This is a genomic window from Plantactinospora sp. CNZ321, assembly GCF_004217235.1.
The window spans coordinates 6822604-6835676 of record NZ_SHKQ01000001.1 but is presented as its reverse complement, the minus strand read 5'-3'; the positions used below and the strand labels follow the sequence as shown (position 1 = coordinate 6835676).

At 71.4% G+C, this 13073-nt stretch carries 14 protein-coding genes; 9 read left to right on the top strand and 5 right to left on the bottom strand.

The annotated features are described in order from the left end of the window. The first annotated feature begins 6 nt into the window (after positions 1 to 6). Together EV371_RS29645 and EV371_RS29640 are read left to right on the top strand one after the other, a co-directional pair. The gene (locus EV371_RS29645) at positions 7 to 1179 is read left to right on the top strand and encodes a geranylgeranyl reductase family protein (protein ID WP_130464950.1); all 1173 of its coding nucleotides are present in this window, start codon (positions 7 to 9) and stop codon (positions 1177 to 1179) included. Between the two features lie 17 nt (positions 1180 to 1196). Beyond that, positions 1197 to 1967 carry an isoprenyl transferase gene (locus tag EV371_RS29640; protein WP_130464949.1) on the top strand — a complete coding sequence of 257 codons (771 nt, stop codon included), beginning with the start codon at positions 1197 to 1199 and terminating at the stop codon, positions 1965 to 1967. A gap of 50 nt (positions 1968 to 2017) precedes the next feature. Here the strand turns inward: EV371_RS29640 and otsB are convergent, their stop codons facing one another. The 3 genes from otsB to EV371_RS29625 form a co-directional block, all read right to left on the bottom strand. Continuing rightward, a complete protein-coding gene (otsB, locus tag EV371_RS29635) occupies positions 2018 to 2842 on the bottom strand; it encodes a trehalose-phosphatase (RefSeq protein WP_130464948.1) in 825 nt (274 codons plus the stop codon). 219 nt (positions 2843 to 3061) lie between these two features. After that, the gene (locus tag EV371_RS29630) at positions 3062 to 3433 is read right to left on the bottom strand and encodes a hypothetical protein (RefSeq protein ID WP_130464947.1); all 372 of its coding nucleotides are present in this window, start codon (positions 3431 to 3433) and stop codon (positions 3062 to 3064) included. A 157-nt stretch (positions 3434 to 3590) separates the two neighbouring features. Next, on the bottom strand, positions 3591 to 4031 hold the full coding sequence (locus EV371_RS29625) for a helix-turn-helix domain-containing protein (protein WP_130464946.1): 441 nt from the start codon (positions 4029 to 4031) through the stop codon (positions 3591 to 3593). 264 nt (positions 4032 to 4295) lie between these two features. On the opposite strand from EV371_RS29625, the gene EV371_RS29620 reads away from it, so the two are divergent. The 6 genes from EV371_RS29620 to EV371_RS29595 all read left to right on the top strand — a co-directional run bounded on the left by EV371_RS29620 (position 4296) and on the right by EV371_RS29595 (position 9839). After that, a complete protein-coding gene (locus tag EV371_RS29620; RefSeq protein WP_130464945.1) occupies positions 4296 to 4655 on the top strand; it encodes a hypothetical protein in 360 nt (119 codons plus the stop codon). Between the two features lie 184 nt (positions 4656 to 4839). Further along, positions 4840 to 5172 carry a hypothetical protein gene (locus EV371_RS29615; protein WP_130464944.1) on the top strand — a complete coding sequence of 111 codons (333 nt, stop codon included), beginning with the start codon at positions 4840 to 4842 and terminating at the stop codon, positions 5170 to 5172. A gap of 426 nt (positions 5173 to 5598) precedes the next feature. Next, positions 5599 to 7017 (top strand): RNA 5'-3' helicase PhoH2, encoded by a 1419-nt coding sequence (phoH2, locus tag EV371_RS29610; RefSeq protein ID WP_130464943.1) that lies wholly within the window; start codon positions 5599 to 5601, stop codon positions 7015 to 7017. A 197-nt stretch (positions 7018 to 7214) separates the two neighbouring features. After that, positions 7215 to 7904 (top strand): aggregation-promoting factor C-terminal-like domain-containing protein, encoded by a 690-nt coding sequence (locus EV371_RS29605; protein WP_130464942.1) that lies wholly within the window; start codon positions 7215 to 7217, stop codon positions 7902 to 7904. A 210-nt stretch (positions 7905 to 8114) separates the two neighbouring features. Continuing rightward, on the top strand, positions 8115 to 8759 hold the full coding sequence (locus tag EV371_RS29600; protein ID WP_130466310.1) for a rhomboid family intramembrane serine protease: 645 nt from the start codon (positions 8115 to 8117) through the stop codon (positions 8757 to 8759). 111 nt (positions 8760 to 8870) lie between these two features. Further along, the gene (locus EV371_RS29595) at positions 8871 to 9839 is read left to right on the top strand and encodes an FAD-dependent oxidoreductase (protein ID WP_130464941.1); all 969 of its coding nucleotides are present in this window, start codon (positions 8871 to 8873) and stop codon (positions 9837 to 9839) included. Here EV371_RS29595 and EV371_RS29590 read toward each other — a convergent pair. Next, positions 9818 to 10576 (bottom strand): WHG domain-containing protein, encoded by a 759-nt coding sequence (locus EV371_RS29590; RefSeq protein WP_130464940.1) that lies wholly within the window; start codon positions 10574 to 10576, stop codon positions 9818 to 9820. The two genes, EV371_RS29595 and EV371_RS29590, sit on opposite strands and share 22 nt — an antisense overlap. Before the next feature lie 212 nt (positions 10577 to 10788). Here EV371_RS29590 and EV371_RS29585 point away from each other — a divergent pair, with 212 nt between their 5' ends. After that, complete coding sequence (locus EV371_RS29585) at positions 10789 to 11715, top strand: NAD-dependent epimerase/dehydratase family protein (RefSeq protein WP_130464939.1); 927 nt, start codon at positions 10789 to 10791, stop codon at positions 11713 to 11715. Between the two features lie 35 nt (positions 11716 to 11750). Here the strand turns inward: EV371_RS29585 and glpX are convergent, their stop codons facing one another. Next, complete coding sequence (gene glpX, locus EV371_RS29580; protein ID WP_130464938.1) at positions 11751 to 12782, bottom strand: class II fructose-bisphosphatase; 1032 nt, start codon at positions 12780 to 12782, stop codon at positions 11751 to 11753. Positions 12783 to 13073 lie beyond the last annotated feature (291 nt).

The following is a 13073-nucleotide window of genomic DNA, read 5'->3' as shown; positions in this document are numbered from 1 at the left end:
ACGGCGGTGGAGACCGTCGACGTCGCGGTGGTGGGTGCCGGTCCGGCCGGAGCCAGTGCCGCGCTGGCGGCCCGCCGGGCGGGAGCCCGGGTGCTGCTGCTGGACCGGGCCGGCTTTCCCCGGGACAAGCCCTGCGGGGACGGGATCGCCGCGCACGCGCTGGACGTACTCGCCGAACTGGGGGTTCCCGACCCGGTGGCCGGTTACCGGCCGGTGCCGGAGCTGCGGCTGGTGGCGCCCGGTGGCGGGAACGTGGCGCGGCGACTGCCCCGGCCGGCGTACACGGTGCCCCGCCGGGTCTTCGACGCCCGGCTGGTGGCGGCGGCGCTGTCGGCCGGCGCGGAGCTGCGCCGGCACGCCGTGCGGCGGGTCGAGCGCTGCGGTGACCTGGTGCTGCTCGACGGTACGGTGGCCGCCCGTGCCGTGGTCGGTGCCGACGGCGCCGGTTCGGTGGTCCGGCGGGCGCTGGGCAACGGCGCCAACCCGGACGGCCACCTGGCGCTGGCCATCCGGGGGTACGCCCCGGTCCCCGCCGGCCCGGTCGAGCAGCGGATCGTCACCTCGGCCGCGCACTGGCCCGGCTACGCCTGGTCGTTTCCGATCGGCGACGGGCGGGCGAACGTCGGGTACGGGGAGGTGCTGGCCGGCCGTCCGCTGCGCCGGACCGAACTGCTGGACCGGCTGGCGGCGCTGCTTCCCGAGATCGACCCGGCCACCGTCACCGGGGTGCGGGCGCACCACCTGCCGCTCTCCACCCGCCGTCCGCCGCCGGGCCGGGGCCGGATCGTGTTGGCCGGGGACGCGTTGTCGCTGGTCAATCCGTTCACCGGCGAGGGGATCTTCTACGCGGTCCTCTCCGGGGCGCTGGCCGGGGCGGCCGCCGCCACGGTGCCGCACGCCGCCGCCGACCGGTACGCCGCCGCGCTGCGGGCCCGGCTCGGTGCCCACCTGCGGGACAGCTCGGCGGTGGCCTGGCTGGCCCGCCGGGCCCCGGTGGTGGACGGGGTGGTCCGGGCCGCCGACCGGGACGCCCGGGTCTTCCAGACCCTGGTCGAGCTGGGCCTGGGCGACGGCCGGCTGGACGTCCGGACATTGACCAGGGTCGCCGGCGCGGTCGTCGGTACGGTTGCCGGTACGGTCGCCGGCTCGGCCGGGCGGCACTTCCGTAGTCGCCTCTGATCGGTACGCTGCAGGGGATGAGTCTGCGCGACCTGATCTACTCGGTGTATGAGCGACGTCTGAGGGCGAAGCTCGCCGGTAAACCCGTGCCGAAGCACGTCGGGGTGATGTGCGACGGCAACCGCCGCTGGGCCAGGGAGATGGGCTACGTCGACCCCAACGACGGGCACCGGGTCGGCGCAGCCAAGATCAAAGATGTGCTGGGCTGGTGCGACCAGGCCGGCATCGGGCACGTCACGCTCTACCTGCTGGCCACCGACAACCTGCGGCGGCCGGCGAGCGAGCTGGATCCGCTGGTGCAGATCATCGAGGATCTGGTGGTCGAGCTGGCCGAGGAGGGCAATCCCTGGCGGCTGCGGATGGTCGGCGCGCTCGACCTACTGCCGGCGCAGACCGCCATCACGCTCAAGTCGGCGCAGGAGCGTACCCAGAACCGGGTCGGCGGGGCGCAGGTCAACATCGCGGTCGGTTACGGCGGCCGGCGGGAGATCGCCGACGCGGTCCGCTCCCTGCTCTACGAGTACGCGGCGACCGGCGGCACCATCGAGGAACTCGCCGAGGCGATCGACGTGGACCACATAGCGGAGCACCTCTACACCCGGGGGCAGCCCGATCCCGACCTGGTCATCCGGACCAGCGGCGAGCAGCGGCTCTCCGGCTTCCTGCTCTGGCAGTCCGCGCACTCCGAGTTCTACTTCTGCGAGTTGAACTGGCCGGACTTCCGGCACGTCGACTTCCTGCGCGCACTGCGTTCGTACGCCAACCGTCAACGCCGGTACGGCGCATAGCCGGCCCGAGGGTCGTGGAGCGGTCCCGGGAGTCGCGGTGCGGTGCCCGGTCAGGTCAGCCGGTGCAGGGCTTCGGTGAGGAAGTCACCGAGGGCCTCCGGAGACTCTATGTTCAGGTCGGCGGCGTGCGAGACCTCGTCGCCGGTCTCCGGGTTGGCCACCGCCACGCAGACGCCGAAGAAGTCCGGATCCGCGGCCTCCCGGGCCCGCAGCGCGGCGAATGCCTTGATATCGGAGACGTCGTCACCGAAATACCAGGCGCAGCCGGCGTCCCGGACCGCCTCGTCGATCACCATCCCCTTGTCCCGGTCGACGGGGGGCTTGAGCTCCAGCACCATCCGGCCGACCTGGACCCGCAGGCCGAGCCGGTCGGCCTGGTCCCGACCCCACTGTTCGACCTGCTCGGCCAGGTGCGGGGCGGTGCGGTAGTGCAGGGCGACGGAGAGCCGCTTGTACTCCACCAGCGTGCCCTCGGGCAGCTCGGCCCGGGCGTGGTCGGCGAGTTCGGCCATCGTGGGTACGAACGGCAGCGCCGCCCCCTCGGTGATGGTCTCGCCCGAGGCGTGCAGGTGCTCCAGCCCGTATAGGCCGTAGAGGTCCACGCCGGGGGCACCGGCGAACCGGTCGCGGAGGAACTCCACAGGTCGGGCCGAGACGATCGCCACCCGCTGCACCACCTCGGTGAGCGCGGTGATCGCGGCCAGTGCCTTCGGGGCCGGCTCGACGGTTGTCGGATCGTCCCGGACCGGGGCGAGCGTGCCGTCGAAGTCGAAGAACAGGACACAGCGCCCGGCCCGCTCGGCGGTCGCCCGCCATGCCTGCTCGGCAGTCAGTGGACGGGTCGGGGGCTCGCCCCCCGTGTTGATCGGCCGCACGGGCGTCAGCGTACCCCGGCGGGTTGCCACCGCAGACGTCGAAGCGAAAACGTCTCACTCGTCGAGGCGGCAACCTCAAACCCTGCGGTGGCGACCCGCCGGCGCTACGGGTGTCGGCCGCCGGCTGGCACGCCTACCGGCCGGCGGAGCTGCCGACGGCGACCTCCCCTTGTCGTCCTGATCGGCGCGGGCGTCCCCGTCGCCGGGGTCCACCCTCTGTCAGTCGTCGCCGCCGAGCATCGCCCGGCGGCCGTGCAGTCGAGGCCCGATCGGCACCACCGCCGGGTCCTGGTTGCGACTCAGCAGGTAGCCCTCGACGAAACCGGTGTTGTGGTCCCCGGCGTTGCGGTCGAGTTCGTTGAGTCGGGTGATCAGGAATTCGGTGAGTGCGGTGATCCGGGCGTTGAGTCGTTCGTGGAGATCGGCGATGACGGCCAGGACGATGGCGGTACCGGTGGCGGTGACGGCGAGCACGTTCACGAGGAACGGCACCGGGTCGCCGCCGTGCACCGTCCCGACCACGACGTTCGCGGTCACGCACAGGGTCAGGGACACCGCCGCGACAACGACAGCCATCCACTTCAGGGTCATGGCTGACCCTCCTTCTGTCCCGCAGGGCTGAATTCGGCCTTGTCCCGTCCCCCCGCCGACGACGAGCCCAAGCAGTACCGAGGGACGTTAGCGCGACTGATTGATTCCTGGAGCTGATTGGTTGGGACTCATGCGCGAAGTTGCGCCATCTGAGTAACTACCCGGCTTGCTTTCGACCTTTTCGGACATCTTTGGGCAGAGTCGGGCGATATGCTAGATAACGGATCGTTTCCCGAATGTGGAACTTCTCCGCGTCCGAGACGTTAGGGTCGACCAGCCGGCGCAGCAGCGCCTCGACGTCGGGATCCATCGGCGGGGCGCTCGGTGCCGGGCGGGACGGGGTGGTCCGGTCCCAGCCGAGCACTCCGAACGCGACACTCGGATCCAGCCCCAGCCCCTCGCAGAACGCGACCACCCGGGCCGCCTCGGGGTCGCTGGCCCACTCACCGCGTACCCAGCGGTTGATGGTCTGGCGGGAGACGCCGGTCCGCCGGGAGACCTCGGTGCCGGTCCAGGCTCGGGTCGTCCGGGCGTCGTCGAGTGCCTTGCGTACGAAGGCAGCGAACGCGATCTTCCGTCCGTGGGCGCGGTCCGGCACCTGGTGACGGTACGGCCAGCTTTCCCCCTCCGGGGGCACTGTGGTCAGTCTGTACTGCGTGCGTGACAACGGCTCACTTTTCCGCCGCGCGGTGTTCTTGCTTGTGTTGAGGGGCATCACGTGGCCACAATAGATGTACGTAGGTGTGGGGGTAATCAGACGAAAAGCTGATACTGTCACGCGTACGATACGCCCTACCGTTTGTCTCGTGCATGAGACGTTTCGTGCTCGCGAGGGTGACACCCTCGTGACTGGAGGAGTCCGGTGACCGAACTAGCAACCCGGGCCCAGGCATTCGGTCTGATCGCCGACGGCGTCGCGGCCGGTCTCAGTGCGCCGTGGCGGCTCTACCTGGCGCGCGGCTGCCGCTACCTCTCGCTCAACGTCGGCGACCGTGCGGAGTGGAACTCCTGGCGCACCCATCTCGGCTGCCCGGAGTTGAGCGTCCGGGTGTACGACGCCGGTGGCGAGATCCGGCGGGCCTCGGTCGCCGAGGTCGTACTGGACGGCTGCCGGATCAGCGTCGAGCTGGTCGAGGAGGTGAGCACCGAAGACCTCGACCGGCTGCTCGTCTCCGATCCCACCTCTTTCGACCCGACCTCCTCCGACCCGGAGGAGAAGTGACCGGGCCGGCGACCGGCCGGCCCGATGTGGAACAAGCTGCGGGACAGCGACGAGCGGAGCGAGGAGATTGCGTGAGCGAGAGTTGCGAGCGAACCGGTCGGCTCAAACCCCGAACCTCCGGCGTCGGGGGGCGACGCGGCGTCGGGGGGCGACGCGGGGTCGGCGAGCGATGCGAGGAGACGCGGTGAGCCCGTTCTTCGTGGTCTTCCTCCTGCTCCTGCTCGCCTCGGCCAGCTATGCGGCCGGGCGGCTGCACGGCCAGCTCAGTTACCGGCTCGGTTACCGGTTCGGGTACCGGCAGGGATATTTCGACGGGGACCGGGGGGCCTGGAACCGTCGACGTAGGGAGGCGCAGGCGGCCATCGCCTCGGTGTTGGCGGTGCCATCACCCACCACACCGCACATCGCCCACACCGTCGTAGGTCAGGGAACGACGTATACGGGCGCCTCTTTCGCGGGGACCGCGACCAACGGCGGACGGCACTCCACCGACGCCCTCGCCTTCAGGAACGCCTGACCGGCGGAGCGGTGGGGTGAGCGGTCACCCGCGAGCACGGTGCCGGTCCGGAAGGACCCGCACCGTCGGGATCACGTCAGACCGGTGACGGTGATCCCACCGGCCGGGATGCGCGCAGGGGGCATGCATCCCGGCCGGTCCGCCGCCCGAGCACCGGGTGGCAGTGGCCGGGGCACCGTTGGAGGTGACCCCGAGCGCTGTGCGCAGTGGGCTGGATGCGGTGCGAAGTCGCACAGCTGCCCGCCCTAGCCCAAGCTGGCATCTCCCGGTTAGCGTCTACGCATGGCAAGGGGTCCTCCCGAGCCAGCCGGCCGGCCCGGACTCTGCGACTGCACGCGCCACGGGGCCCGCATCCGACCCCGTGTCTCCGGGCACCGGACGAGGCGGAACGCGGGTGGACGGGTGCACGCCCGCCGGAGCAGGCCTGTGACGAATCGCCGTACCACCCCTCGGGCCGACGACCAGAACCCGGGCGCCAGCACTACCCCGGGCCGAGCCAGGAGCGGACGCCGCACCCGTACGTCCGAGCCGGCCGCCAGTGCGGAGCCCGCACCAGCCCGCCGGGCGTACGTCCTGGACACCTCGGTACTGCTCTCCGACCCCGGCGCCTTCCACCGGTTCGCCGAACACGAGGTGGTGGTGCCGCTCGTGGTGATCTCGGAACTGGAGGGGAAGCGCCACCATCCGGAGCTGGGCTGGTTCGCCCGCCAGTCGCTGCGGATGCTCGACGAGCTGCGGGTGCGGCACGGCCGGCTGGACCAACCGGTGCCGGCCAACGACGCGGGCGGGACGCTGCGGGTGGAGCTGAACCACGCCGACGACGGCGTACTGCCGCCGGGGTTCCGTACCGAGTCCAACGACACCCGGATCCTCTCGGTCGCGCTCAACCTGGCCGCCGAGGGCCGGGCCGTCACGCTGGTCAGCAAGGACATGCCGCTGCGGGTCAAGGCGGCGTCGGTGGGGCTGACCGCCGACGAGTACCGGCACGGCCAGGCCAGCGATCCGACCTGGACCGGGATGGCCGAGCTGGAGTTGGGCGAGGAGCAGGTCAACCAGCTCTACGGGGGCGCGGCGCTGGACGTGGACACGGCGGCCGGCCTGCCCACGCACACCGGCCTGGTGCTGCACTCGCCGCGCGGTTCCGCGCTGGGTCGGGTGCTGCCGGACAAGACCGTACGCCTGGTCCGGGGTGACCGGGAGGCGTTCGGGCTGCGCGGCCGCTCGGCCGAGCAGCGCGTCGCCCTCGATCTGCTGCTGGACGAGTCGATCGGCATCGTCTCGTTGGGCGGCCGGGCCGGCACCGGCAAGTCCGCGCTGGCGCTCTGCGCCGGTCTGGAGGCGGTGATGGAGCGGCGCCGGCACCGGAAGGTCATCGTCTTCCGCCCGCTGTACGCCGTCGGCGGTCAGGAACTCGGCTACCTGCCCGGCTCGGAGGCGGAGAAGATGTCGCCCTGGGCCCAGGCGGTCTTCGACACCCTCGGCGCGGTGGTGCACGAGAACGTGATGGAGGAGGTGCTGTCCCGGGGGATGTTGGAGGTCCTGCCGCTGACCCACATCCGGGGCCGGAGCCTGCACGACGCCTTCGTCATCGTCGACGAGGCCCAGTCGCTGGAACGCGGGGTGCTGCTCACCGTCCTGTCCCGGGTGGGACAGAACTCCCGGGTGGTGCTTACCCACGACGTCGCCCAGCGGGACAACCTGCGGGTCGGCCGGCACGACGGCGTGACGGCGGTGATCGAGGCGTTGAAGGGGCATCCGATCTTCGCGCACGTCACGCTGACCCGGTCCGAGCGCTCCCCGATCGCCGAGGTGGTCACGGACCTGCTGGAGGACATCCCGCTGTAGCGGACAAGTGTGCCGGTGGGCGGCCACCGGCTGTTATTTGTCCTGTTTTGTGGCGATAAGCGGCGTGACGCAGTTCACAAATTCCGCCTCTCCTTTCCCAAGCGCCTCACCTTGCGCAATCGTGTCCTCCGAGCGCCACCGGCGGCCTTCCGCCTCCGGGGGCGTCGCGACCTTGCCCCCGACGAGAGGACCACTTTGTGAGTCGGCTGTGGAGCCGGTTCGGTGTCCGGGGAATCGCCGTCGCACTGCTCCTGGGGGGCGTCGGCGGTGGCTACTACCTGGGCGAGGACCGGGAAGCGCAGCAACACACCATCGAGGCCGAGTCGGCGCTCGACGCGCAGCAGGCCGAGTGGGACCTGCTCCGCGATCGGCATGCGGCGCACCTGCGGGCCACTGCCGCGCAGCGGGCCGCCGAGGCGGAAGCCGCGCGCAAGGCGGCCGAGGTCGCCAAGGCCGCGGCGGAGCGGGCCAAGAAGGCGGAGCAGGCCGCGAGCCGCAAGCGCCAACGCGAGAAGCAGGAGAAGGAGGAGGCGGAGCAGGCCACGAAGCCGTACACCGGGCCGATCCCCGCCTCGTGCAACGAGTACAGCGGTAACCGCAAGATCGGCTGCGCCCTGCTGCTCGACGCGGGCTTCGAGATCGCCGAGATGCCCTGCCTGGACAAGCTCTGGACCAAGGAGAGCGGCTGGAACCACAAGGCCGAGAACCGGTCGTCCGGGGCGTACGGCATTCCCCAGGCGTATCCGGGCAAGAAGATGGCCTCGGCCGGCAGCGACTGGAAGACCAGCCCGGCGACCCAGATCAAGTGGGGGCTGGGCTACATCAAGGGCCGCTACGACACGCCGTGCGGCGCCTGGCGATACTTCCAGGCCAACAACACCTACTGAGCACGACCGCCAGAGCGGGGGGCCGGAGACCGTCCGGCCCCCCGCTCTGTCCGTGCGGTGCGTCCCCCGATCTGTCCGTGCGGTGGTCGGAGCGGGTGAGATCCCGGCGACACCCGACCGGCACTCCGGCCCTGTTTCGGCTCCATCGTCCGGCTCCGCTGGCGGTCGGCGCCGGAAGCTGATAGCAACGTGAGGGTGACGTTCGACCCGATGTCCCGCGGCAACGATCCGAACCGGTTCGGCACCGAGGCCTTCTACGCGGCGCTCGGCCGGGCCTTCGTCGCGATGTGCGCCGTGGTGCCGGTGCTCTTCGTGATCGAGGCGCTCGACGTCTGGCTGGGGGCCGGATTCGACACCACCGCCGGGATCATGCCCCGGAGCATCGCCGGGCTCGACGGCATCTTCTTCGGGCCGTTCCTGCACCATGGCTTCGACCACCTCTACAGCAACAGCGTGCCGCTGATCCTGCTCGGCACCTTCGTCCTGGCCACCGGGGCGCGACGGTTCCTCTACTCGACCCTCCTGATCATGTTCGTCAGCGGGCTCGGCGTGTGGATCACCGGATCGCCCCAGTCGATCGTGGTCGGGGCCAGCGGTGTGGTCTTCGGCTACCTCGGCCTGCTCCTCATGCGCGGGATCGTGGAGCGGAGCTGGTGGAACTTCGGCGTCGTGCTGCTGGTCGGGCTGCTCTACGGCTGGCAGCTGCTCGGGGTGCTGCCGACCGACGAATTGATCTCCTGGCAGGGCCACCTGTTCGGGCTGCTCGGCGGGTTGGTGGCCGCGGTGGTCTTCCGGCGACGCCGGCCCCGCGACGACGATCCGTACCGGTCGGAGTCCACGTTGACCCTGCCCTGACCCCCGCGCACTCGCCGGTGGGACGGCTATTGCTTCGGTACGTGTCGTCCGCCTACGGTCGGATAAGCACAGCTGTTGATCAGTCCGTGGTCGGAGAGCGACGGTGAGCACATGCGTGAGGTCGATGTCGCGATAATCGGGGCCGGCCCCACCGGACTCTTCGCCGCCTACTACGCCGGTTTCCGGGGACTGTCGGTGGCGGTCATCGACGTGCTACCCGAACCGGGCGGACAGGTCACCGCCATGTACCCGGAGAAGGTCATCTACGACGTCGCCGGTTTTCCGGCCATCAAGGGCCGCGACCTGGTCGCCAACCTGGTCACCCAGGCCGCGTCGTTCAACCCCGAATACCTGCTCGGGGTACGCGCGGAGAAGCTGTCGTACCTGGACGGCACACCGGTGCTCAGCCTGGCCAACGGGGACGTCCTGCGCTGCGGCGCGATCATCGTCACCGCCGGGCTGGGCAGTTTCACGCCCCGCCCGCTGCCCGCCGCCGAGAACTTCGTCGGCAGCGGCATCGTCTTCTTCGTCCCGCACCTGGCCGACCTCGCCGGGCAGGACGTGCTGATCGTCGGTGGCGGCGACTCGGCGTTCGACTGGGCGCTGGCGCTGCAGCCGCTGGCCCGGTCCGTCACCCTGGTGCACCGCCGGGAGAGGTTCCGGGCCCACGCCGCCACCGTCGACCGGGTACGCCAGCTGCCGGTACGCATCGTGGTCAACGCCGAGGTGACGGCGCTGCACGGCGAGGCCGCCGTGACCGGGGCGGACATCGCGGTCAAGGGTGGCGGGACCGAGACCGTTCCGGTCGACACCGTGGTCGCCGCGTTGGGCTTCACCGCCGACCTCGGCCCGCTGACCGAGTGGGGACTGGCGCTCGACCGGCGACACATCCTGGTCGACAGCACCATGCTGACCAACCTGCCCCGGGTTTTCTCGGCCGGTGACATCACCGAATACCCGGGCAAGGTCCGGCTGATCGCCACCGGATTCGGCGAGGCCGCGACGGCGGTGAACAACGCGGCCGTGGCGATCAACCCGGCGGCGCACCTCTTCCCCGGTCACTCCTCGGACGCGGGTTGACCCGGCCGGGCGGCTGGGCCCGGGTCGGAAGAGGGCCCCGGCTCCGCCGGTAGGCCGGCGAGGTCGGCCATCAGTCGCATCTGGTGGTCGAAGTACGCCTCGCTATCCTCGACCACGCCCTGGGCGAGCCGACCGAACACCTCGAAACTGACCAGACCGAAGAGCTGGCTCCAGGCGGCCATGCCGCGGGCGAGCTGCTCCTCGGTGAGCGCGCCGGGACGCTGCTCCAGCAGCCGGGCCAGGTCGACGCGGACCGGGGGCGGCACGGGGGTGCCGTCGGGTGGGGCGAGCCGGCCGGCGACGGCCGCGTCGATCATGACCTGGACCAGTGCGAAGGCCACCCGCTGGGCCGGGACGACGGTCTCGGACGGGGCGGCGTATCCGGGCACCGGACTGCCGTACAGCAGTGCGTACTCGGCGGGGTGGGCCAGCGACCAGGCCCGTACGGCGTGGCTCACCCCCAGCCAGCGTCCGCGCAGGTCGTCCCGGGCGGCTGCCGCGTCGCCCGCCTCGGCCGCGTCGCCGAGCGCCTGGTACGCCTCGATGATCAGCTCGGTGAGCAGCGCATCCCGGCTCGGGAAGTACCGGTAGACGGCCGACGAGACCATGCCGAGGTCCCGGGCGACGGCCCGGAGCGAGAGGTTGCCGCCCTCGGTGGCGAGGTGCCGCCGGGCGACCGCCTTGATCTCCTCGATCATCTCGGCCCGGATCCGGGCCCGGATCGACGGTGCGGACATGCCGCCACCCTGCCACATCCGGAGGTGCCCCCGAGAGCGGCCGTTCCGTCGGGGAGCGGCCGGTGCCCGGCGGAGCATTGGCCTTCGACATGAGCAGCAGTCATGAATTAGAGCACCGCTCTTGACGTTCGCGCTCGGATGGATCAGGCTGAAAGAGCCAAACAGAGAGCAGTGCTCTCGACTCGGGGGAGCTGAACGGAAGGGTGGGGTGGATGGCACTCCAGGTGATCATCGGGGCCGGTCCGGTCGGCCAGGGGGTGGCGCGGCTCCTCGCCGACCGGGGCGAGCAGGTGCGGCTGGTCAGCCGTCGGGGCAGCGGACCGGAGCATCCCGGAATCGGGCGGGTCGCCGCCGACGCGGCCGACCCTCGGCTGGTCGACGTGGCGCAGGGCGCGGCGGCGATCTACAACTGCGCCAACCCGGCCTACCACCGCTGGGCCACCGACTGGCCACCGATCGCCGCCGCGCTGCTGGCCGTGGCGGAACGCACCGGTGCGGTGCTGGCGACCACCGGCAACCTGTACGGCTACGGCCCGGTGCACGGACCGATCACCGAGGCCGCGCCGTTGCGTCCGAAGGGCGTGAAGGGCCAGGTCCGGGCCCGGATGTGGCAGGACGCGCTGGCCGCGCACGAGGCGGGGCGGGTCCGGGTGACCGAGGTACGCGGCTCCGACTACCTCGGTGCGGGCGCCCAGACCCTGTTCACCCTCCTCGCGGTGCCGAAGGTGCTGGCGGGGAAGCGGGCGTACCTGCCGGCCGATCTGGACGCCCCGCACAGTTGGACGTACGTCGGCGATGTGGCCCGTACCCTGGTCGCCGCTGCCGCCGACGAGCGGGCCTGGGGCCGGCCCTGGCACGTACCCAGTCAGCCGCCGGTGTCGATCCGGGCGCTGGCGGTCCGGCTCGCGGAGCTGGCCGGTGCCCCGGCGCCACGGCTCTCCTCGATGCCGGCCGCGCTGCTCCGGCTCGGCGGGCTCTTCGATCCGACGGCGCGCGAACTGCGGGAGACGGCGTACCAGTTCCGCCGGCCCTTCGTGCTGGACTCCACGGCGGCGACCGAGGCGTTCGGCATCGAGCCGACCGGGCTGGACACCGCGCTTCGGGAGACCGCCGGACCCGTCCCGGCGGCGGCCCGCTGATCCGGCGGACGTCCGGGAGTCTCGGCGAACCCGGGCTACTCCTGCTCGGCCAGGGGCCGGCCGTCGAAGTCGATCGCCGAGTACAGCGCCAGCTTCTCCAGCCGGTGGTACGAATCGATCACCCGGATCGTGCCGCTCTTGGAACGCATCACGATCGACTGGGTGTACGCGCCACCGGCCCGGTAGCGGACTCCGCGCAGCAGGTCTCCGGAGGTGATCCCGGTGGCCACGAAGAAGGCGTTGTCCCCGGTCACCAGGTCGTCGGTGCTGAGCACCCGGTCCAGGTCGTGCCCGGCGGCGAGCGCCTTCTCCCGCTCCTCGTCGTCGCGGGGCCAGAGCTTCGCCTGCATCACCCCGCCCATGCACTTCAGCGCGCAGGCGGCGGTGATGCCCTCCGGGGTGCCGCCGATCCCCATCAGTACGTCGACGCCGGACTCGCCCCGGGCGGCCGCGATGGCCCCGGCGATGTCGCCGTCGGAGATGAACTGGATGCCGGCGCCGGCCCGGCGGATCTGCTGCACCAACTCCTTGTGCCGGGGACGGTCGAGTACGCAGACGGTGACGTCGGAGACCTCGGTCCCCTTGACCTTGGCGATCCGGCGCAGATTCTCCGCGACCCCGGCGTTGATGTCGACGGCGTCCGCGTAGACCGGTCCGACCGCCAGCTTCTCCATGTAGAAGACGGCGCTCGGGTCGAACATCGCGCCGCGTTCGGCCACCGCGAGCACGGCCAGGGCGTTGGGCATGCCCTTGCTCATCAGCGTGGTGCCGTCGATCGGGTCGACCGCGACGTCGACCTCCGGCCCGGTACCGTCGCCGACCTGCTCACCGTTGAACAGCATCGGGGCGTTGTCCTTCTCACCCTCGCCGATCACCACGACACCGCGCATCGGGATCGAGTTGATCAACTTCCGCATGGCGTCGACGGCCGCGCCGTCGCCACCCTCCTTGTCGCCCCGGCCGACCCACCGGCCGGCGGCCATCGCCGCCGCCTCGGTCACCCGGACGAGGTCGAGGGCAAGGTTGCGGTCCAGGTTCTGCGGCACCCGGATACGGGTGTTGGTCATGTCGGCTCCTCCTCGCGGCACTGCGGGGTGGCCCGGCACAGCGCGGCGCGCCGCCGCCGGCCTTGTCAGGAATCCTGACACGCTGGTCAACCTAACGCCCGTTCGGGGCCCGGTTGCCCGGATCACGGCAACCGTTCGGCCGTGGCGGATCCGGACCACCCATTCTGCCGGGTACGGCTGGCGCGGTATGCCGGATCCGGCGACCCGGTCGACCGGATGGGCGGCGGCGTCCCCGTCGGCCTGAGGTGGGGCATCCCGGTCGGCCTGATGGCGGCATCCGCTGGGCTGCAT